Origin of the sequence: Cryobacterium sp. LW097 (assembly GCF_002205495.2) — a bacterium.
Taxonomy (GTDB): Bacteria; Actinomycetota; Actinomycetes; order Actinomycetales; family Microbacteriaceae; genus Cryobacterium; species Cryobacterium zongtaii.
The window spans coordinates 83684-104099 of sequence record NZ_CP021992.1; the positions used below are offsets into that span (position 1 = coordinate 83684).

General features: G+C 70.3%; 19 protein-coding genes. 4 read left to right on the forward strand and 15 right to left on the reverse strand.

The features are described 5' to 3' along the window. Positions 1-74 precede the first annotated feature (74 nt). The 5 genes from B7495_RS00370 to B7495_RS00390 form a co-directional block, all read right to left on the reverse strand. Positions 75-743, reverse strand: a complete 669-nt coding sequence (locus B7495_RS00370; RefSeq protein WP_240632321.1) for an HAD hydrolase-like protein — start codon at positions 741-743, stop codon at positions 75-77. Positions 744-925: 182 nt separating this feature from the next. After that, positions 926-1675, reverse strand: a complete 750-nt coding sequence (locus tag B7495_RS00375) for a nucleoside/nucleotide kinase family protein (protein WP_240632322.1) — start codon at positions 1673-1675, stop codon at positions 926-928. 6 nt (positions 1676-1681) lie between these two features. Next, entirely contained in the window at positions 1682-2377 is a 696-nt protein-coding gene (nucS, locus tag B7495_RS00380; RefSeq protein WP_088454838.1) for an endonuclease NucS, read from the reverse strand. Positions 2378-2386: 9 nt separating this feature from the next. Continuing rightward, entirely contained in the window at positions 2387-3622 is a 1236-nt protein-coding gene (locus tag B7495_RS00385; protein ID WP_088454839.1) for an MFS transporter, read from the reverse strand. Positions 3623-3709: 87 nt separating this feature from the next. Next, on the reverse strand, positions 3710-4930 hold the full coding sequence (locus B7495_RS00390) for an MATE family efflux transporter (protein ID WP_240632323.1): 1221 nt from the start codon (positions 4928-4930) through the stop codon (positions 3710-3712). 177 nt (positions 4931-5107) lie between these two features. Here B7495_RS00390 and B7495_RS00395 point away from each other — a divergent pair, with 177 nt between their 5' ends. Together B7495_RS00395 and B7495_RS00400 are read left to right on the forward strand one after the other, a co-directional pair. After that, positions 5108-6100 carry an ABC transporter ATP-binding protein gene (locus B7495_RS00395; RefSeq protein ID WP_088454841.1) on the forward strand — a complete coding sequence of 331 codons (993 nt, stop codon included), beginning with the start codon at positions 5108-5110 and terminating at the stop codon, positions 6098-6100. Continuing rightward, positions 6097-7770, forward strand: a complete 1674-nt coding sequence (locus B7495_RS00400) for an ABC transporter permease (RefSeq protein WP_088454842.1) — start codon at positions 6097-6099, stop codon at positions 7768-7770. Before B7495_RS00395 ends, B7495_RS00400 begins: the two co-directional genes overlap by 4 nt. Before the next feature lie 19 nt (positions 7771-7789). Here B7495_RS00400 and B7495_RS00405 read toward each other — a convergent pair whose 3' ends face one another. The 3 genes from B7495_RS00405 to B7495_RS00415 all read right to left on the reverse strand — a co-directional run bounded on the left by B7495_RS00405 (position 7790) and on the right by B7495_RS00415 (position 10502). Next, a complete protein-coding gene (locus tag B7495_RS00405) occupies positions 7790-8074 on the reverse strand; it encodes a hypothetical protein (RefSeq protein ID WP_088454843.1) in 285 nt (94 codons plus the stop codon). After that, positions 8074-9510 (reverse strand): glycosyltransferase, encoded by a 1437-nt coding sequence (locus B7495_RS00410; protein WP_088454844.1) that lies wholly within the window; start codon positions 9508-9510, stop codon positions 8074-8076. The genes B7495_RS00405 and B7495_RS00410 overlap by 1 nt, the downstream gene beginning before the upstream one ends. Positions 9511-9572: 62 nt before the next feature. Beyond that, on the reverse strand, positions 9573-10502 hold the full coding sequence (locus tag B7495_RS00415) for an NADP-dependent oxidoreductase (RefSeq protein ID WP_088454845.1): 930 nt from the start codon (positions 10500-10502) through the stop codon (positions 9573-9575). A 140-nt stretch (positions 10503-10642) separates the two neighbouring features. Between B7495_RS00415 and B7495_RS00420 the strand changes: the two genes are divergently transcribed. Further along, positions 10643-12607, forward strand: a complete 1965-nt coding sequence (locus B7495_RS00420; protein WP_088454846.1) for a M13 family metallopeptidase — start codon at positions 10643-10645, stop codon at positions 12605-12607. A gap of 82 nt (positions 12608-12689) precedes the next feature. Next, positions 12690-13598, forward strand: a complete 909-nt coding sequence (locus B7495_RS00425; protein ID WP_088454847.1) for a serine hydrolase — start codon at positions 12690-12692, stop codon at positions 13596-13598. A 55-nt stretch (positions 13599-13653) separates the two neighbouring features. Here B7495_RS00425 and B7495_RS00430 read toward each other — a convergent pair whose 3' ends face one another. The 7 genes from B7495_RS00430 to B7495_RS00460 form a co-directional block, all read right to left on the reverse strand. Next, positions 13654-14256, reverse strand: a complete 603-nt coding sequence (locus tag B7495_RS00430; protein ID WP_088454848.1) for a YdeI family protein — start codon at positions 14254-14256, stop codon at positions 13654-13656. A 56-nt stretch (positions 14257-14312) separates the two neighbouring features. Beyond that, positions 14313-14894 carry a DUF5655 domain-containing protein gene (locus tag B7495_RS00435; protein ID WP_088454849.1) on the reverse strand — a complete coding sequence of 194 codons (582 nt, stop codon included), beginning with the start codon at positions 14892-14894 and terminating at the stop codon, positions 14313-14315. A gap of 75 nt (positions 14895-14969) precedes the next feature. Further along, a complete protein-coding gene (gene gdhA, locus B7495_RS00440) occupies positions 14970-16319 on the reverse strand; it encodes an NADP-specific glutamate dehydrogenase (RefSeq protein WP_088454850.1) in 1350 nt (449 codons plus the stop codon). 127 nt (positions 16320-16446) lie between these two features. Further along, positions 16447-16878 (reverse strand): NUDIX domain-containing protein, encoded by a 432-nt coding sequence (locus B7495_RS00445; RefSeq protein ID WP_240632324.1) that lies wholly within the window; start codon positions 16876-16878, stop codon positions 16447-16449. Next, positions 16875-17729: a shikimate 5-dehydrogenase gene (locus B7495_RS00450; protein ID WP_088454851.1), complete on the reverse strand. Its 855-nt coding sequence runs from the start codon at positions 17727-17729 to the stop codon at positions 16875-16877. Before B7495_RS00450 ends, B7495_RS00445 begins: the two co-directional genes overlap by 4 nt. 72 nt (positions 17730-17801) lie before the next feature. Continuing rightward, on the reverse strand, positions 17802-18011 hold the full coding sequence (locus tag B7495_RS00455; RefSeq protein ID WP_088454852.1) for a YbdD/YjiX family protein: 210 nt from the start codon (positions 18009-18011) through the stop codon (positions 17802-17804). A gap of 16 nt (positions 18012-18027) precedes the next feature. Further along, positions 18028-20310 (reverse strand): carbon starvation CstA family protein, encoded by a 2283-nt coding sequence (locus tag B7495_RS00460; RefSeq protein ID WP_088454853.1) that lies wholly within the window; start codon positions 20308-20310, stop codon positions 18028-18030. Positions 20311-20416: the final 106 nt, after the last annotated feature.

The following is a 20416-nucleotide window of genomic DNA, read 5'->3' on the forward strand; positions in this document are numbered from 1 at the left end:
CCGAAAAGTGCCCCATCACAACGCGTGAAGGGGCACGATTCGGCAACTCGGAGCCGCGGGAAGGCGGCGACGGGTCAGCCGAGGAGGAGCTTGCCGAGCTGGTCGGTGGAGTGCACCACGGCGGTGGCCAGGGCGGCCTCCGCGGGGGAGCCGTAGCCCCACTCGACGAGGATGGTGGGAACGCCGTTCGCGTTGGCGCCCTCGGCGTCATAGATGCGGTCGCCGACCATGACGACGGCGGAGGTGTCGACACCGACGGCGGCGAAGCGCACCAGGGCCTCTTCGACGATGTCGGCCTTGTTGCTGCGGGTCTCGTTCTCGGTGGCGCCCACCATGACGGTGAAGTACTGGGCCAGCTCGAAGTGCGTAAGGATCGCGATCGCGGTGTGCTCGGGCTTGCTGGTGGCCAAGCCGAGCGGGATGCCGGACTCGTGGATGCGCTCGAGCAGGCCGGCGACGCCCGGGTACACGGCGGTGTCCAGCGACGCGGGGCCCTGGTAGTCGGCGCGGTACACGGCCAGGGCTTCCTGGGCCTCATCGGGCGTCATGCCGGCGTACTCGCCGAACGCGGCCAGCAGCGGCGGGCCGACGTACTTCATCAGCTCGGTGTCGGAGGGAACCGGGCGGCCGAGCAGAGCGAAGGTGCGCGCCAACGAGTTCGTGATTGCCGGGGCGGAATCCGTGATGGTTCCGTCGAGGTCGAAGAGGATGGCGCTCCAGGTGCGCGTCAGAGTGGGGTTCACTCGCAATATCCTAGGGCCGGAGGGGGCAAACCCTTGCATGCGAGGTGGATACAAGGTAGGCGCGCGACCCCGCGGTCGGCCGCATCGCTGCTGCCGGCGAACGGATGCCGCCGGGTCGTGCCTCTCTCCGAGAACCCGGCCAACTCTGCCCGCGCGGGGAACAGTTGCGGCGGCGGGGCCGGTCAGGCCGAGGGGATGACCGAAGCGTCGAGGCCGGAGACCCGCAACGTGGCGCGCGGCGCTGACCGCTCGATGAGCACGGCGTTGGCTCCGTCGACGTTCTCGGCCCAGTCCCGGGCGGCCCCGGGGCTGCGTCCGTGCCGCTGGTGCCGCGCCACCAGGCGCTGCAGACGCTCAACGCCAGGGGTCTCGCAGAACCACACCTCAGCGGCCAGACCGGGCACCAGGTTCCAGGGTTCCCGGTCCACGAGCAGGTAGTTGCCCTCGACGATCACGATGCGGGTGCCCGGTTCCACAACCAGGGCGCCCGCCACCCCCTCGTCGACCGCACGGTCGAAGCTCGGGGCGTAGACCGGGTGGTCGGTCTCGGCCCTGAGCCGTCGCAGCAGCGCCACGAAGCCCCAGCCGTCGAAGGTGTCGATGGCGCCCTTGCGGTCGTGCCGGCCGAGCCTGTCGAGGGTGGCATTGGCCAGGTGGAAGCCGTCCATCGGCAGGTGCACGGCAAAGGGAACGGCGGCAGTCGCCCCGGTCGCCGGGCCGGCCGCCGCAGCCGCATCCACCCCGGCAAGCTCGGTGAGGCGCCGCGCCAGCCGCTCGGCCAGGGTGGTCTTGCCCGCGCCGGGGCTGCCGGCGATGCCCACAACGATGCGGCCATCGGCGGGCAGCCGGCCGAGCACCCGCCGGGCGAGCAGGTCGAGCGGGGCGGTGTCGCCGGCCGCCTCGGAGGACAAGGCAGCGGACCGGTCAGGCACGGGAGCCTAGAAGAGCTTGGACGCGGTGTCGTCGAGCCCGCGCATGGCGTCGTAGTCGAGCACCAGGCAGCGGATGCCGCGGTCCTCGGCCAGCGTGCGCGCCTGCGGCTTGATCTGCTGCGCGGCGAACACGCCCACCACGGGCGCCAGGTGCGGGTCGCGGTTCATCAGCTCGAGGTAGCGGGTGAGCTGCTCGACGCCGTCGATGTCGCCGCGGCGCTTGAGTTCCACGGCCACCGAGGCGCCCTGGGCATCCCTGGCCAGGATGTCGACGGGGCCGATCGCCGTCATGTACTCGCGGCGCACGAGGGTGTGGCCGTCGCCGAGCAGGTGGATGTGCTCGGCGAGGAGCTTCTGCAGGTGCGCCTCGACGCCGTCCTTGATCAGGCCCGGGTCGATGCCGAGCTCGTGGGCGGAGTCGTGCTCCACTTCGTAGAGGCTCACGATGAGCTCGTCGGCGGTCTTGGCGTGCGTCACGGTCCACAGCTCGGTGATCCCGGCCTCGGCCTGCAGCTCGTCGGGCGCCGAGACGGCCAGGCTGCACGGCGGGCTCATCCAGTTGAGCGGCTTGTACGAGCCGCCGTCCGAGTGCACGAGCAGGCTGCCGTCGGACTTGAGCAAGAGCAGGCGGGTGGCCAGCGGCAAATGCGCGCTGAGCCGTCCGGCGTAGTCAACTGAACATCTTGCTATTACGAGGCGCACTGAACGAGCTTAACCGGCGGCGGCGGTCTGCGCGCGCTCGCGGGCCGCCGGGGCGGCCAGCCCGGCGAGGGCCATGAGCACGACGATCACGAACAGGGCGTTCAGGATGCCCCACTGCTCGCCGATCAGGCCCAACACCGGTGGCCCGACCAGAAAGGCGAAATAGCCGATCATGGCTACGGCGCTCACCCGGGCGGCCGCGTTGGCGGTGTCATCCGCGGCGGCCGACATGCCCACCGGGAAGCCGAGCGAGGCGCCGAGGCCCCACAGCACGGTGCCGACGATGAGCAGCCAGATGGCCGGCGCCAGGATCACCAGCAGCAGGCCGGCCACGCCGAGAACCGAGCAGGCCCGCAGCACCGGAACCCGGCCGAACCTGTCCAGCACCGGGCCGCCGAGCACCCGGCCCACCGTCATCGCCGAGACGAACACCCCGAAGACCAGCGCCCCGATGGCGTCGCTCTGGCCGTGCCCGTCGACCACGGCCAGGGCCAGCCAGTCGCTGGCCGATCCCTCGGCGAAGGTCATGCCCAGCACGATCACCCCGATCAGCAGGATGCTCGGGTCGCGCCACACCGCGAGGCTGGTGCGCATCCGTTCGACCCAGTTCGGCCGCACGACGGTGTGCGCGGCGGACTGGTCTGCGGGGTCGCCGAGGGCCGGGCGGAGCGGCACGAACCGGACCGCGATCGCGGCGGCGGCCAGCGCGAGGGCGGCGACGAGGCTGAGGTGCCAGACCACCGACACGGCGAGGGCGGCGGCCCCGGCGCCGAGCAGCGCCCCGGCCACGGTGCCCAGGCTGAAGCAGGCGTGCAGCAACGGCATCAGGGTGATGCCGAGTTCGCGTTCGACCGCTGCCCCCTCGACGTTCATCATGACGTCGGTGGAACCCATGCCGAAGCCCACCAGGGCGAGGGCGGTGAACGCGATCGGCGACGACCCCCACACCGTGGCCGCGGCGCCCACCAGGACCAGACCTGCCGAGGAGGTGGCGATGCTGATCACCAGGGCCCGGCGGGCGCCGAACGCCGACAGCAGCCAGACGGCCGCGACGAGTCCGAGAATGGATCCGGCGGAGAGCCCGAAGATCAGCAGGCCCACCTGGTCGGTGCGGAGCGCCAGGTCGTCGCGCACGGTGGGGATCCGGGACACCCACGACGCCAGCCCGAGCCCGCTCACAAAAAACAGCATGAAGATGGCGTTCCGCCAGCGGGTGAGTTCGCGCCGTCCGCGAGTCTTCGTCATTCCACCCACGCTACCGCCCCCGCGAACTGTGAGCTGAGCCCCGGAAATCGAGAGATCCCGGGGCTTTTCTCACAGTTCGCGGACCGGTCAGGCGCCCAGGCGCACCCAGCGGGTGCCTCGGGCGCGAACGGACAGGGTCACCGCTCTGGCGCCGAGGAAACCGAAGACGAACGCGGCCATCAGCCAAGCCAGCCCCGCGGCACCGGCGGGAGCGAAGAGCAGCACCAGGCCGGCCAGCGGGACGAAGGCGGCCAGGTTGACCAGGCCCGTGATCGCGAGATAGCGGGCGTCGCCGGCACCGATCAGCACCCCGTCGAGTACAAAGACCAGGCCGCCCAGCGGCACGGACAGGCCGAGCACCACGAGGGTCGGCGGCAGCAGCGCGGTTACCTCAGCGGCGTTGGTGAATACCCCGCCGAGCACCCCGCTGGTGGCCACCACGACCAGACCGAGCAGCACGCCGCCGCCGATGCCCCACTCCAGGCAGCGCCGCAGCACCTGGCGCACCTGCTGCAGGTCGCCGGCGCCGAGACCCCGGCCCACCAGGGCCTGCGCGGCGATGGCGAGGGCGTCGAGGGCGAAGGCCAGCGTGGCGAACAGGGTCATCGCGATCTGGAACGCCGCGAGCTCGGGGGAGCCGAGGCTGGTGGCCACAAACACCGCCAACAGCATGGCGGCGCGGAGGCTCGCGGTGCGCAGGAACAACCAGCCGCCGCTGGTGGCCCCGCGGAGCAGCCCCGCACGGTGCGGTCGGAGCGGCGCACGCTCGCGGCGGGCGTGCCGCACGACGATGACCAGATACACGGCCACCATGCCCCACTGGGCGAGCACCGTGCCCAGCGCCGACCCGATCAGGCCCAGGCCCAGGCCGTAGATGAACCACAGATTGAGCAGGATGTTGGTCAGGAAGCCGAGCCCGGCGACCCAGAGCGGGGTGCGGGTGTCCTGCAGGCCGCGCAGCAGTCCGGTCGCGGCGAAGACCAGCAGCATCGCGGGCACACCCAGCATCGACAGGGCCAGATAGTCGGCGGCGGCGCGGGTCACCTCGGGGTCGGCACCGAACGCGGCCACCAGCGCGGGGGCCGCGAACCAGCCGGCCACGGCGAGCACGGCGCCGAGGCCGAGCGCAAGCCACAGGCCATCCACCCCTACCGACACCGCACGGCGCCGGTCGCCGACACCGAGCCAGCGGGCCACGGCGGGGGTGGTGCTGTACGCGAGGAACACCATCAGCCCGATGATGGTCTGCAGCACCGCGCTGGCCAGGCCGAGACCGGCCAGTGGCACCGCGCCGAGGTGGCCGACCATGGCCGAGTCGGACAGCAGGAACAGGGGCTCGGCGATGAGGGCGCCGAGGGCAGGCAGGGCCAGCCGGCGGATCTCACGGTCGATGGGTTGCGGGCGTAGAAGTTCGATGCTTCGACTCTAGTTATCCGCACCGACGGGGGAGGACGCCGACCAAGGTTCGGGCGTAGTCTCACGGCTATGAGCCCCGTTGTTCTGACGCGTGACCTCACCAAGCGGTTCGGCCGGGTGCAGGCCCTCGCCGGCCTCGACCTGTCGGTGGCCGAGGGGGAGGTGCACGGTTTCGTCGGCCCGAACGGCGCGGGCAAATCCACCACCATCCGCATCCTGCTCGGTCTGATGCGCGCCGGCGGCGGCTCGGCCAGCGTGCTCGGCGGTGATCCCTGGGTGGATGCCTCCGCGCTGCATCGCCGCATCGCCTACGTCCCCGGTGACGTGAGCCTGTGGCCCAACCTCTCCGGCGGCGAGGCCATCGACCTGCTCGCCCGGCTGCGCGGGGCCCGCACCGCCGATCCGGCTTACCAGGCGCGGCGCCGGCAGTTGCTGGAGCGCTTCCAGCTCGACCCGACCAAGAAGGGCCGCACCTACTCGACGGGCAACCGGCAGAAGGTGGCCCTCGTCGCGGCGCTCGCCGTGCCCGCCGACCTGCTCATCCTCGACGAACCCACCTCGGGCCTTGACCCGCTGATGGATGCCGTTTTCAGGGCCGAGATCGTCGCCGCGGCCGCCGACGGCGCCACGGTGTTGCTCTCCAGCCACATCCTCAGCGAGGTCGAGCGCCTCTGCGACCGGGTGAGCATCATCCGCTCCGGCCGGATCATCGAGACCGGCACCCTGGCCGAGCTGCGCCACCTCACCCGCACCGAGGTGGCCTTCGCCGCCGCCGCGCTCACGGATGCCCAACTTGCCGGCCTCGCTGCACGGCTGCCGGGCGCGCGTGACCTCTCGGTCGGTGACGACAGGGTGAGCTTCACAGTGGACGCCCAGGCGCTGCCCGGGATGTTACCGGTACTCGCCGAGCTGCGGGTGCAGGCGCTCACCGTGGCGCCGCCCACCCTGGAGAGCCTGTTCCTGCGCCACTACGATGACGCGTCGGCGGCCCCGAACGGGCCGGAGAACGTCGATTCAGACCCGGCCGGCGCCCACTCTCCGCAGCACCGGCACCGGCGATGACGGCCTCGGCAGCCCCGGCACGCCAGGCCGCCCCGACGTACGTGCGAGCAGCGGTGCCCACCCTGTGGCCGATGCTGGGGCTGCGGCTGCGACGGGACCGCGTGCAACTGCCGATCTGGCTCCTCTCGCTCGCGGCTATCGCGTTGCTCGCCGGTATCGCCGTGCCCGCCAGTTTCGGCACCCTCGCCGACCGGGAAGCTCTCGTGCAGATCGCCGTGGGCACGCCGAGCATCCTGATGCTCCGCGGCGAACCGAGGGGCCCCACCACCGACGCGTTGCTGTTCTTCAGCATGTTCGCCAACCTCGCCGCCGCCGTGGCGTTCATGAGCACGTTCCTCGCGGTGCGGCACAGCCGCGCAGAGGAGGAGGCCGGCCGCAGCGAGCTGATCGGCGCCACCGTCGCCGGCCGGGTGGTGCCGCTGTTGGCCACGGTCCTGTTCGGCGTCGTCGCGAGTCTGGCCGCGGGCGCCGCGGTGGCGCTGGCCCTGGTCATCGCCGGGCTCGACCCGCTCGGCTCGCTCGTCACGGGCGCCGCTCTGGCCGGTACCGGCGTCGCGTTTCTCGGTGTGGGGGTGGTGGCCGCGCAGCTGATGCGCACCTCCCGGGGTGCGAACGGACTGGCGGCCGCGGTGGTCGGTCTGGCCTATGTGCTGCGCGCCGCCGGCGACGCGGGCGGCACCCCGTCCGCCGACGGCCTGAGCCTGACGAGCGCCTGGCCGAGCTGGCTGTCCCCGATCGGCTGGGGCCAGCGCACCCGTGCGTTCACCGAGAACAACCCGGCACCGCTGCTGCTGTCGGTCGCCCTCGCCGGCCTGCTCGTGGCCGTTGCCGTACTGCTGCAGTCCCGCCGCGACACCGGCTCGAGCGTCTTCGCCGAGCGGGCCGGCCGACCGGCGGCCGGCTGGCTGCTGCACGGCTCGCTGGGACTGGCCTGGCGGCTGCACTGGCCGGCTATTCTCGGCTGGGCCGTCACCGGGCTGCTGTTCGGGCTGCTGGCGGGCAGCCTCGGCGAGACCGTGGTCGAGCTGATGGAGGGGAACCCGGTCTTCCAGAATGTGCTGGTGGGCCTGGCCGGTGGCCGGGGCGCGATCATCGACCTGTTCACCGCGACCCTGTTCAGCCTGGTCGGGGTGCTGGCCACGGCCGCCGCGATCCAGGCGATGCTCCGGGCGCGTCAGGAGGAGGCCGCCGGGGTGGCCGAGGCCATGCTCAGCACGAGCCTCGGCCGCATCCGCTGGCTGTTCGACTACCTCATCGTCGGCCTGGCCGGGATCGTGCTGGTGCTCGCGGCCGCCGTGGCCGGTGCGGCGGCCGGGCTCCTCCGCTCCGCGAACGCCGGCGACCGCATCGACAGCGTGCTGGCGGCCGGTGCCGCCCAGCTACCGGCGGCGCTGCTGCTGCTCAGCGTCGCCGCGGTGCTCGTGGCGCTGCTGCCGCGCCTGAGTATGGGCCTGAGCTGGGGCCTGTTGCTCGCCGCGGTGGTCGTGGGTCAGTTCGGCGACCTGCTCGACCTGCCCCAGTGGCTGCGCGACCTCTCACCGTTCAGCCACACGCCTATCGTGGCGGCCGCGGAGGTGGACTGGAGCGGGGCCTGGTGGATGCCGGCGCTGGCCGTGCCGCTGGCGGCCGTGGCGGCCGTGGGCATCCGTCGCCGCGACCTCGCGCTGTGAGGCGGTGCTGGCCAGCGCGCTACTGGGGGTGCGGAGGAGCGGTGTCGCGCACGCGCTCTGCCGACTGCCCGGGCGCCGGATCCGCGCCGTAGATGCTGCGGTCCGCAGACCGACGGTTCCGGCCCCCGAGCCAATCCGTGAGGTAGATCTTCGGCAGGATCTTCGCCACAGCGAGCACAACATAGATGACTGTGTTGATTCCGACGAATGCTGAAAAGATCGCGAAGAAGTGCGTGGTCACGGCCGAATCGGGCAATAGGATGCCGGTGGGCGAGAGCAACGGGAGCAGCGCTGGCACCGGCATCAGACGGCCCTCACCGTGAGGGTCGGGGTGTTCGCGTGTTCCCAGTTGGCCTGCCGGCCGAGGGTGATGTCGATGATGCCCTTGACGTAGACCACGTTCAGGAACAAGTCGAAGCAGAGTTCGGGGAGCACCGTGAGCGCGAGCAACCGGGCCCGCCAGCCGCCCTCCCACACGGTGACCACGCGTTCGGCAACGAAAATCGTGCCGAGGCCGAGCCAGAACGGGAACCACACCCAGGTGCTGACGGCGAGCAGGGTGACCAGAATCAGGGTCAGGAACGAGGTCAGGGCGATGACGCTGTAGCCGATGCCGAGCTGTTGCGCCCAGTAGCGAAGCGTGGCCGGGGTTAGCCCGTACGCGCCGATGTTCTCCAGGGCGCCGCGTTGCCAGCGCAGGCGCTGCTGCCAGAGGGCGGGCAGGGTCGGCATCAGCTCTGTGACCACTGTGCATTGTGCCGGGGAGGTGATCAGTGCGCCGAGCGATTTCAGTGCGATGGTGAGTTCGTTGTCCTCGGTGAGCGCGTGGGTGTCGTAGACATCGCCGTGCACGCCCGGCAGGGTGACGCCGCGGTTCTGGGCGACGGAACGCAACGCGAGGGGTCGAAACATCGAAGCCGTGCCGGTGAGCACGAAGACACGGCCGCGCCGTCGGGCGAGTTCCCGGGAGTAACGCACGTACTCATTTCGCTGGAGCAGTCCGATCAGGCCGAACCCGGGCTCACCGTAGAAGAGGCCCCCGACCGCCATCAGGGCGCGATCGCTCGTGAAACGGGCGACGGCCTCGGCGAGGAACCCGTCGTCGAGCGCGGTGTCCGCGTCCATGACCATGACCACGTCGTTGTCGAGTAGTCCGGGGAGCACCCGGCTGAGGGCCTGGTTCAGGGCGCCGGCCTTCTTCTTCCTGTTGTCCACGGATTCGAAGACCTCTACGCCGTGCGCGCGGGCGATGGCGACGGTGTCGTCCGTGCAGTTGTCGGCGACGACGATCACCCGCTCCGGCCTGTGCGACTGGGCGAAGAGCGAGGCCAGGGTCGCCGGCAGCGAGAGCTCCTCGTTGTGCGCGGGGATCAGCACGGTCACCGTCACGGGTTTCGCGAAAACGCCGCCACTTTTGGCCATCACGATTTTCGGCGCCAGCGGGTTACGGCTCGAGTTCGAGGACCGGCGGGATCTGTTCGTCGCCCGGCGTTCGAGCAGGGCGATGCCGGCGGCGAAGAGCACAGCGAGGGCGATGGCCCCCAGGATCGCCCAGAGCGCCGGCCGGCTCGGATCGTACAAGACCGGGAGCACGCCGAAGATCAGGTACCGGAAGGGGGCTGCATCGGGCGTCGGACTCCCCGCTGCGACGGCGAGCCACAGCAGCGCCGCCGCACTCATGGCCAGACCCGCGATGACGAGGCCGACCGATCGTCCCAGTGTCCGTGTCCGTGCCCGCATATACCAGATCGTATCGGGCCGGCCCGTCGGCGGCCCGGTCGTCCGGGCGCCGGCGAGACGACTTACGGCAGGATGACGAGCTTGCCGCGCGCGCCGGCCTCGAAGTCGTCGAATGCCTCGGCAACATCGGCGAGGGCGTAGCTGCCCTGAACGGTCACGGAGGTGCGGCCGGCGGCGAGGCTCTCGGCCAGGCGGGTCAGCACCTCGGGGGTGGGGTCGGCGAGGATCGGGACCACGGTGACGGTGTCGGTGCCGAGCTGGTCGGGCGAGCCGATCAGGGTGGAGACCAGGCGACCGCCGGCTCGCAGCGCCGGCAGCACGGTGGCCGCGTCACCGGCGAAGTGCAGTACTACGTCGACACCGTCGGGGTGGGCGGCGAGCACGGCCTCGCTGAGGTTCTGGGTGTGGTCAACAACCTCGCTGGCGCCGAGCAGGCGCACCTGGGCGATGCCGAGGGCGGTGCGCGCGGTGGCGATCACGGTGGCGCCGGCCGCGGCGGCGAGCTGCAGCGCCTGGTTGCCGACACCGCCGGTGGCGCCGACGACCAGTACGGTGCTGCCGGCGCTGAGCTCGGCGGCATCCACGGCGGCCTGCGCCGCCGTACCGGCCAGCCCGAGGGCGGCGCCGCGGGCGAAGTCGACCTGCTCGGGCAGCTTCGCCAGGCCCGTCGCGACGGGGACAACCACGAACTCGCCGAACGAACCGTCGCCCAGGTGGGCCTTGGTGACGACGCCGAAGACCCGGTCGCCCACGGCGTATGCGGTGACGTCGTCGCCGACGGCATCCACGATCCCCGCGAAGTCCTTGCCCAGCACCACCGGGAACCGGTGCTCCATCAGGCCATTGAGGTAGCCGGCGGCCACGGCCAGGTCGAACCCGTTGACGGATGCCGCGTGCACGCGCACGCGGACCTCTCCCGCAGACGGCTGCGGGGTGTCGATCTCGGTCAGTTCGAGGGCGGAGCCGAACTCGGGCAGGGTGATGACGCGCATGGGGATCTCCTGGGTCGAGGGCGACCCGTGTGGAGCGCCGTTGTCCTTATGCTCCCATGCCACCGCATCGCCCACCACGGCCCATGGTCCCACGCCCGCTACATCCCCCACCATTTCACGGTGAGGTTTAGGCTGGTGCGATGACTGATCAGGCGACGGCATCCGGAATCGACACCGACGAACTCGACCCGGGCGTGCGCCCGCAGGACGACCTCTTCCGCCACGTGAACGGCAAGTGGATCGCCCGCACCGAGATCCCGAACGACAAGGCCCGCTGGGGTTCGTTCTACCTGCTCGCCGAGGAGGCCGAGAAGGCCGTGCGGGCCATCATCCTCGAGGCGCAGACCGCCGCCGAGGGCACCGAGGAGCGCAAGTTCGGTGACCTCTATGCCAGCTTCATGGACGAGGAACGCATCGAGCAGCTCGGCGCCACCCCGCTCGCGGCCGACCTGGCCACCGTGGACGGCATCAGCAGCGTGCCGGTGTTCCTCGCCACCCTCGGCCGCCTCGAGCGGTCCGGTGTCGCGGGCACCTTCCAGCTCTTCGTCGACAACGACCCGGGCAACCCCGAGCGCTACCTGGTCTTCGTCGAGCAGGCCGGCCTGGGCCTGCCCGACGAGTCCTACTACCGTGACGAGAAGTTCGCCGGCGTGCGCGAGGCCTACCTTGCCTTCGTCGAACGGATGCTCACCCTCGCCGGCGTCGACGCCGCCGCGGAGCGCGCCGGTCGCATCTTCGCCCTGGAAACCGAGCTCGCCAGCCACCACTGGGACAACGTGCGCACCCGCGACAGCGAGAAGACCTACAACCTCAAGACCTGGGACCAGCTGTCCGCGCTCGCCGCGGGCGCCGACCTCGACCTGTGGCTGGAGGGTCTGGACGCCCCGGCCGTGTCCTTCGCCGAGGTCGTCGTGCGCCAGCCGAGCTTCGTGGTCGGCCTGGCCGAGATGCTCACCGAAGACCGGCTCGATGCCTGGCGGGACTGGCTGCGCTGGCAGGTCATCCGCTCGAGCGCGTCGTACCTGTCGAACGACTTCGTCGAGGCGAACTTCGACTTCTACGGCCGCACCCTCACCGGCACCCCGCAGATCCGTGCCCGCTGGAAGCGCGGCGTCTCTCTCGTGGAGGGCGCCCTCGGCGAGGCCGTCGGCCGCATCTACGTTGACCGGCACTTCTCGCCCGACGCCAAGACGAGCATGGACGTGCTCGTCGGCTACCTCGTCGAGGCCTACCGGGCCAGCATCTCGGGTCTGGACTGGATGACCGAGGAGACCCGGGTTCGCGCCCTGGAGAAGCTGGACAAGTTCACCCCCAAGATCGGTTACCCGGTGAAATGGCGTGACTACTCCAGCCTGGCCATCGAGCCCGGCGACCTGATCAAGAACGTGCGCGCCACCGGCGAGTTCGAGTTCCACCGTGAGCTGGGCAAGATCGGCAACCCGCTGGACCGCGACGAGTGGTTCATGACCCCGCAGACCATCAACGCCTATTACAACCCGGGCTTCAACGAGATCGTCTTCCCCGCGGCCATCCTGCAGGTGCCGTTCTTCGACGTGAACCGGGATGCCGCAGCGAACTACGGTGCGATCGGCGCGGTCATCGGCCACGAGATCGGCCACGGCTTCGACGACCAGGGCTCCAAGTACGACGGCGACGGCCGGCTCACCGACTGGTGGACCGAGGCCGACAAGGCCGCGTTCGAGCAGCGCACGGCGTCGCTGATCGAGCAGTACGACGCGCTCCACCCGGCCCAGGTGCCCGATCACCACGTGAACGGTGCCCTCACCATCGGCGAGAACATCGGCGACCTCGGCGGCCTTTCCATCGCCTGGGAGGCGTACCTGCTGTCGCTCGAGGGCGCCGAGCCGCCCGTCATCGACGGGTTCACCGGGGCCCAGCGGTTCTTCCTCTCCTGGGCGCAGGCGTGGCAGATGAAGATGCGCGACGAGGAGGCCATCCGGCTGCTCGCGATCGACCCGCACTCGCCGAACGAGTTCCGGTGCAACCAGATTGTGCGCAACATCGACGAGTACTACACGGCGTTCGGCGTGACCGAGACGGATGCCGCGTGGCTCGCTCCCGAGAAGCGCGTCACGATCTGGTAGCGGTCTCCTCCGGCCCCGCGACCCGTGGGTTAGGGTGTTCGCGGGGATGTCGCAGTACCGATAGTCAGAGGACAACGCAGTAGTGGTCGCGCCAGCACAGGAATCCGAACGCCGGTCCAGGCACGCGATCGAACGCGGCGGCAGACACCGGGAATCCTCGGTGCCGGCCAGCTTCGAGCGTGGCTTCCACTCGCTCGGCGAGCTCGCCATGGGCGGTGCGCAGGTGTCGGCTCGGGCGACCGACCTGGCCACCGGCCGGGTGCTGTTCTCCGTCGATGACCACGTCGTCATGCCCACCGCCGGCGTCGGCACGGTGTTGCTGCTCATCGAGGTGGCCTCGCGGCTGCGCGACGCCGATTTCGGCGCGTACACGATCCTCGACCGCACGGTGCGCGACTCGGTCGACGGCTCCGGACTCTGGCAGCACCTGCAGGCGCCGTCGCTGCCCGTCGCCGACCTCGCCGCACTGGTGGGAGCCACCAACGACAACCTGGCCACCAACGTGCTGCTGCGCGCGGTGGGCCTGGAGGCCGTGCGCCGTCGCACCGAGGAACTCGGCCTGAGCGGCACCGGCCTGCTCGACCTCGTCCGCGACGCCCGTGGCCCCGACGACGCCCCCAACCTGTCGGTGGGCAGCGCCCGCGAACTCACCTGGCTGTTCACGGCCCTGGCGCGCGGGGAGATCCTCGACGACGAGGGCAGCGAACGGGTTCTCGGCTGGCTGTCGCTGAACTCCGACCTGTCCATGGTGGCCAGCGCGTTCGGCTTCGAGCCGCACGCTCACCGGTCGGCGTCGCACGGCGTGCTGCTGGTCAACTCCACAGGCTCCGACAACGGGGTGCGCAGCGAGGTGGGCGTGTTGCGCGGACCGCGCGCCGGCGTCGCCTACGCCGTGTCGATTTTCTTCGATGACCACAACCTGTCCTCCCGCCTCTCGGTGCTGGACGGCATGCGCTCGGTCGGCCTGGACCTGCTCGAATACGTGCACTGACCCCCCCCACCGAACTGTGAGTTAAGCCCCGGAATCATCGGGTGTGGGGCCTTTCTCACAGTTCGCGGCGCTGGGCCGGGGGGACCCACTGGTGGGCGCGCTCGTTGCGCGCGGCCGCCTCGGCCGTCTCCCGGATGCGGGCGGCGCGGGTGGCCGGCCGCTTGGCCTGCACGATCCACTCCAGGATGCCGCGGCGGGGCGAGCGGGGAAAGGCATCCCAGTTCGCCCGGGCACCGTCGAGAGCGGCGAGGGCCGCGGCCAGGTCGGGCGGCACGATCAGGTCCTCGACCTCGTCGAGCCGGGTCCAGGAGCCGTCGGCCTCGGCGGAGCGCACCGCAGCCTCCCCGGCGTCCCGCATCAGTCCCTCGGCGCGGAGCCGTTCGATGCGCTGCTTATTGGGCCTGGACCACGCGCTGCCGCGGCGGCGCGGCGCGAAGTAGAGCATGGTGCGCCGCTCGTCGACCTTGCCGCCCTTGCTGTCGACCCAGCCCACCGCGAGGGCCTCGAGCACGGCCTCCTCGTAGCCGAGCACCGGCATCCCGGAGCCTTGCCGCCAGGTGACCAGCCACACGCCGGTCTTCGTCGTGTGGTTCTTCGCCAGCCAGGCCCGCCACGCGGCCCGGTCGTCCGGGTGCACCCGTTCGGAGTCGTCACTCACGGCGCCACCATAGCCCGCGAACGGTGCGCTGAACCCCGCGAGCCGGGCGCACGCGGCTAGAGCGTCGCATCGTAGGCGTGCTTCAGCCAGGCGGCCACCTCGGAGTCGACCTGGCTGGCCGAGGTGAGCGGGATCCGGGCGGGGAAGTCGGCGCCGAGCTCGGTGGCCGGCCGCAGCCGGGTGCTCGGTGCCACGTCAGGCATCGGTATGCGCAGACCCAGGTCCACACGGTGCCGGGTGGTCGGCTGCACCACGGCGAAGGTGCGCTGCGGTCCGGACAACGCGACGTGCGTGGTGCGCGTCTGGATGCCCACCTCGTCGAGGTCGCCGGCGTACAGCAGCACGGCGTCCAGAATCGGCCGCAGCAACGGGCGGTCGGCATACTGGGCGTCGATCAACTCGTCGGCGGCCCGCACCGTGGAGTCCGGGTAGCCGAACGTCTCGTGCACGAGAAGCGCGCGCGGGTAGCCGCTGAGCCCCTCGGTCCCCAACCACTCGCGCAGGGCGTGTTCGTCGGGTGGGTCCAACTCCTGGATGCGGGCCAGCCAGTGCTCGAGGCCGCTGCCGGTGGACTGCTGCAACATGCCGATCTCCCAGAGCCGGATCGCGGCCCAGGGCAGTGGCTGCTCGTCGGTCATGCAGGCAGGGTACGCCCGCGGCGCCGCCCGCGCACCGATTCTGCGCCGGCAGCGCCGTGGGTTTCGGCTCGTCGCCTAGATGACGCCCAGCGCGAGCATCGCGTCGGCGACCCTGGTGAAGCCGGCGATGTTCGCCCCGGCCACGTAACTTCCCGGTGTCCCGTACTCGTCAGCGGTTTCCAGGCACCGATCGTGGATGCCGCGCATGATCTCGGCGAGACGGTCCTCGGTGTGCTCGAAGGTCCACGAGTCGCGCGACGCGTTCTGCTGCATCTCCAGCGCGCTGGTGGCCACCCCGCCCGCGTTGACGGCCTTCGCGGGAGCGAACAACACGTTGGCCTCCGCCAACAACCGGGCGGCGTTCGGGGTGGTCGGCATGTTCGCGCCCTCGGCGACGATCTGGCAGCCGTTGCGGATCAGCGCCGCGGCACCGTCGGCGTCGAGTTCGTTCTGGGTCGCGCACGGCAGCGCGATGTCGCACGGAACATCCCAAATCGACCCGCCGGCGACGTGCGTGACGCTTCCCGGGCGCAGGGTCGCGTACTCGGCGATCCGTCCCCGGCGCTCACCCTTGACCTCCTTGAGCAGGGCGAGGTCGATCCCGGACGGGTCGACGACGTAACCGCCGGAGTCCGAGCAGGCGATCACGGTGCCGCCGAGCTGGTGCACCTTCTCGATCGCGTAGATCGCGACGTTGCCCGAGCCGGACACGACGACGCGCTTGCCGTCGAAGCCCTGGCCGGCGGCTGTGAGCATCTCGTCGACGAAGAACACGGTGCCGTAGCCGGTCGCTTCGGTGCGCACCTGGGAGCCGCCCCAGCTCAGTCCCTTGCCGGTCATCGTGCCTGACTCGTAGCGGTTGGTGATGCGCTTGTACTGGCCGAACATGTAGCCGATCTCACGCCCGCCGACGCCGATGTCACCGGCCGGGACATCCGTGTACTCGCCCAGGTGCCGATACAGCTCGGTCATGAACGACTGGCAGAAACGCATCACTTCGGCGTCTGAGCGGCCCTTCGGATCAAAGTCTGACCCGCCTTTTCCGCCGCCGATGGGCAGCCCGGTGAGGGAGTTCTTGAAGATCTGCTCGAAGCCCAGGAATTTCACGATGCCGAGGTTGACGCTCGGGTGGAAGCGCAGGCCGCCCTTGTACGGCCCGAGGGCGGAGTTGAACTCCACCCGGAACCCGCGATTCACCTCGATCTTGCCCGAATCCGTCACCCACGGCACCCGGAAGATGATCTGGCGTTCGGGTTCGCACAGGCGTCGGATCACGGCCGAGTCGGCGTATTGCGGATGCTTGGTCACCACCGGTCCGAGACTCTCCAGAACCTCCCGCACCGCCTGGTGGAATTCGGCTTCGCCCGGGTTCCGGTCGAGGACCTCCTCGAAAATTGGAACCAACTGCCTGTCGAGCACCGACATAGATCTCCTTAGTGCATGGGGGAGCCGAAGGCAGCTCGGCGGCTGCGTGATGGGTTCGGCCTTTCCACCGTACCGGCTCCACCCGGCAGGGGCATTCGGGGTGCCCGCTGCCCGCGCAGCGCGACGCTCAGTCGATCAGGTCGGCGGCGTGCAAGCGGCGCAGCACCTCGACACCGGCCGGCGGGCACCGCTGGTGGTCGGCCGAGGTGGCCCAGTGCACGGCGCTGACCTCGGCGCTGGCCGCGGGTTCATCGGTGGTCTGAGCCCCGAAGACGCTCATCCGCACCAGCCGGCCGTCGGGTTCGCCGTGTGCCTGGATCAGCACGGTGAACAGGAGGTCGAGTTCGGCGGGGTCCAGGCGCACGGTGACCTCTTCCCAGGCTTCCCTGGCGGCCGCCTCCGCCTCGCCCTCGCCGGGGTCGATCTTGCCGCCGGGCATGAACCAGACGTCCCGCCCGCGGGCGGTGACCATGAGCACCCGGCGGTCACGGATGAGTGCGACGGCGGCGACCAGGATGTCGGGGTGCGCGCCGGCGGGCGCGGCCGGAGCGTCGCTCACGCGCGGGCGAAGGCCGAGGCGTCCCGCACCTGCTCGGGGGTCGGCCGCACGCCGGTGTAGCGCTCGAACTGTTCGGCGGCCTGCAGGGCGATGACCTCCGCGCCGGTGATGACGGACTTGCCGGCCGCCCGCGCCGCGAGGATCAGCGGCGTCTCAGCGGGCAGCGCCACGACGTCGAAGACGGTGTCGGCTGCGGCGACGGCCGCGGCAGTGAAGGCGGACTCGGTGGCCTGCGCGCCGCCGGCCATGCCGATCGGGGTGACGTTCACCAGCAGCGGCGCTGTCGCGGTGCCGGGCTCGGCCAGCCAGCTGTAGCCGAGCTCGTCGGCCAGGGCCCGGCCGCGGCTCTCGTTGCGGGCCACGATGGTGCCCGCGGCGAAGCCGGTGTCGCGGAGGGCCGCACCGACGGCCTTGGCCATGCCGCCGGAGCCGCGCAGCAGGAACGGGGTGGCCGGGTCGAGGTTGTTGGCTCTGAGCAGGTCGGCCGCGGCGATGTAGTCGGTGTTGTACGCCCGCAGGTAGCCGTCGTCGTTGACGATGGTGTTCACCGACTGGATGGCCGTGGCCGAGGCGTCGAGTTCGTCCACGAGAGCGATGACATCCTCCTTGAACGGCATCGACACCGAGCAGCCGCGGATGCCGAGCGCCCGCACCCCGGCGATGGCGCCGGCCAGGTCGGTCGAGGTGAACGCCTTGTAGACGAAGTCCAGCCCGAACTGCTCGTAGAGGTAGTTGTGGAACCGGGTGCCGAAGTTGCTCGGCCGCGCGGCCAGCGAGATGCAGAGCCGGGTGTCCTTGTTGAGCGGGGGCTTGGTCGGAGTCGTCAGTGGGGGCTTCGTTGTGTCAGTCATCGCCTCCAATGCTACGGCCCGCCCGGATTTTCACCCGGGCGGGCCGCAGTACTGACGAGGAAGGGACGCTGCTCAGCAGCACCGGCCCTGGGGGTTGGTGTCCTGACGGTCGGTCTGGTCGCGCCAGAACTCCCGTTCGGTCAGCACCGGTGCCGAGGCATCCGTGCCGTGCACCGACTCGTGGTGCGCGCGGTACTTGTCGTAGGCATCCTCACCCATGACCCCTCTGACGTACCAGGCGAGCCCGGCCGCGGCCGAGCGCACCGCGGTGGCGACGCGCATCAGTGCTGGCCTGACATCAGTGCTCGCGAGCCTTGCGCTTGCCGGTCTTCGGGAGGGCGTCCCAGAGGGCCTGGTTGGCCTTCTCGGCCGGCGTGGCCATGATGCCCGCCGGCGCGAAGATCCGCGACGGCACGGCCGGGTCCTCGCTGGTCGAACTGGAGCGGGTCTTCCACGCGTTCCAGGTGGCCTGCAGCGCGGTGAAGATCACGACCACGGCGAGGGTGACGAAGACTATCGAGAGGATGCCCTGCACCATGGTGTTGCGCACCACGGCCTCCATCGCCTCAACCGAGGTGGCCGTGCCGAAGCTCGTCTCCCCGGCGGCCAGGGCATTGGAGAACGCGGCGTTCTGGGCGAAGTAGCCCACCGACGGCACGGTCGAGAAGATCTTCAGGATCGAGGCAGTGATGGTCACGACGGCCGCGAAGCCGAGTGGCAGCGCCACGATCCAGATGTACTTGAACAGTCCGCGCTTGGCCACGATGGCCATACACACGGCGAGGGCGATCGCAGCCAGCAGCTGGTTGGCGATACCGAACAGCGGGAACAGCGTGTTGATGCCGCCGAGCGGGTCGGTGACGCCCATCACGAGCACCGCGCCCCAGGCTGCGACCATGATGCCGGTGCAGATCCAGGCGCCGGTGCGCCAGCTGGTGTCCTTGAACTTCGGGAAGATGTTGCCCAGGCTGTCCTGCAGCATGAACCGCGCGACGCGGGTGCCGGCATCCACTGCCGTGAGGATGAACAGCGCCTCGAACATGATCGCGAAGTGATACCAGAACGCCATCATGCCGCTGCCGCCGGCGACCTGCTGCATGATGTTGGCCAGCCCCACCGACAGGGTCGGGGCGCCACCGGTGCGGGACACGATCGATTCCTCGCCGACGTTGATCGCGGTCTGGGTGAGGAGCTCAGGGGTGACGCTCACGCCGGTCAGGCCCAGGCCGTTCACGAACGCGGCCGCGCCCTGCACGGTGCCGCCGGTGAGGGCGGGTGACGCGTTCATGGCGTAGTAGATGCCCTGGTCGATCGACAGCGCGGCCACGAGGGCCATGATCGCCACGAAGGACTCCATCAGCATGCCGCCGTACCCGATGAACCGGCTCTGGCGTTCCTTCTCGATCAGCTTGGGCGTGGTGCCGGAGGCGATCAGCGCGTGGAATCCGCTCAACGCACCGCAGGCGATGGTGACGAAGAGGAACGGGAAGAGGGTGCCGCTGACGACAGGGCCGGCGCCGCTGGAGGCGAACTCGGTGACCGCGGGAACCAGGATCTCGGGCCGCACGATGATGATCGCGATGGCGAGCATGCCGATGGTGCCGATCTTCATGAAGGTGGAGAGGTAGTCGCGCGGGGCCAGCAGCAGCCAGACCGGCAGGATGGCGGCGATGAAACCGTAGACGATGATGCCGATCGCCAGCGGCACCTTGTCGATGGTGAAGAGGGCCGCGCCCCACGTGGTTTCGCTGATCGCGCCACCGCCGACGATCGCGGCGATGAGCAGCACGAAGCCGATGATCGAGATCTCGGTGACCTTGCCCGGGCGCAGGAAGCGCAGGTAGCAGCCCATGAACAGGGCGATCGGGATGGTCATGCCGACCGAGAAGACGCCCCAGGCGCTCTCGGCGAGGGCGTTGACCACGACGAGGGCGAGGATGGCCACGATGATGACCATGATCGTGAGCGTGGCGAGCAGGGCGGCGGTGCCACCGACCCGGCCGAGCTCGTCGCGGGCCATCTGGCCCAGCGACCGGCCGCCACGGCGCATCGAGAAGAACAGCACCAGGTAGTCCTGCACCGCACCGGCGAACACCACCCCGACGATGATCCAGATCGTGCCGGGCAGGTAACCCATCTGCGCGGCGAGAACCGGGCCCACCAGGGGGCCGGCGCCTGCGATGGCGGCGAAGTGGTGGCCGAAGAGCACCCGGCGGTCGGTGGCGGCGTAGTCCTTGCCGTCGGCCTTGTACTCGGCGGGGGTCGCCCGCCGGTCATCCGGGTGAAGCAGGTGCTTCTGGATGTAGTTGGAGTAGAACCGGTACCCGATCAGGTACGTGCAGATGGCGGCGAAGACGAACCAGATGGCGTTCACGGTCTCGCCGCGGACGACGGCCAGCATCACCCAGCTCAGCCCGCCGAGCAGCGCGATGGCCAGCCAGATCGCGATCTTCACCGGGGTCCAGTGGGCCTCCTCGGCCTCGTGGATTCTGGGATCCAGGGCCACCGGCGGAAGGGCCGGGTCCTGGGTCAGGTCTGGATCGTCGGTTGCGCCTTGCGGAATGCTGGACGTCGCGCCCATCGGTACTCCTCTTTGAGGTACACGGTCTATGAAAACACAGAGAAACTCACAGCATTTTGCCGGGTAACTCGGTAACGGTAACACTCGTCGCGCTCGGCAACGGTGC

Bases quoted from the DNA above. Each gene is read 5' to 3' on its own strand.
- B7495_RS00450 (WP_088454851.1), bottom strand. From the start codon at position 17,729: ATGACTGACACAACGAAGCCCCCACTGACGACTCCGACCAAGCCCCCG.
- B7495_RS00385 (WP_088454839.1), bottom strand. From the start codon at position 3,622: ATGACGAAGACTCGCGGACGGCGCGAACTCACCCGCTGGCGGAACGCC.
- B7495_RS00410 (WP_088454844.1), bottom strand. From the start codon at position 9,510: ATGCGGGCACGGACACGGACACTGGGACGATCGGTCGGCCTCGTCATC.
- B7495_RS00395 (WP_088454841.1), top strand. From the start codon at position 5,108: ATGAGCCCCGTTGTTCTGACGCGTGACCTCACCAAGCGGTTCGGCCGG.
- B7495_RS00435 (WP_088454849.1), bottom strand. From the start codon at position 14,894: ATGACCGACGAGCAGCCACTGCCCTGGGCCGCGATCCGGCTCTGGGAG.
- B7495_RS00390 (WP_240632323.1), bottom strand. From the start codon at position 4,930: ATGGTCGGCCACCTCGGCGCGGTGCCACTGGCCGGTCTCGGCCTGGCC.
- B7495_RS00405 (WP_088454843.1), bottom strand. From the start codon at position 8,074: ATGCCGGTGCCAGCGCTGCTCCCGTTGCTCTCGCCCACCGGCATCCTA.
- B7495_RS00400 (WP_088454842.1), top strand. From the start codon at position 6,097: ATGACGGCCTCGGCAGCCCCGGCACGCCAGGCCGCCCCGACGTACGTG.
- B7495_RS00460 (WP_088454853.1), bottom strand. From the start codon at position 20,310: ATGGGCGCGACGTCCAGCATTCCGCAAGGCGCAACCGACGATCCAGAC.
- B7495_RS00420 (WP_088454846.1), top strand. From the start codon at position 10,643: ATGACTGATCAGGCGACGGCATCCGGAATCGACACCGACGAACTCGAC.
- B7495_RS00415 (WP_088454845.1), bottom strand. From the start codon at position 10,502: ATGCGCGTCATCACCCTGCCCGAGTTCGGCTCCGCCCTCGAACTGACC.
- gdhA (WP_088454850.1), bottom strand. From the start codon at position 16,319: ATGTCGGTGCTCGACAGGCAGTTGGTTCCAATTTTCGAGGAGGTCCTC.
- B7495_RS00455 (WP_088454852.1), bottom strand. From the start codon at position 18,011: ATGCGCGTCGCCACCGCGGTGCGCTCGGCCGCGGCCGGGCTCGCCTGG.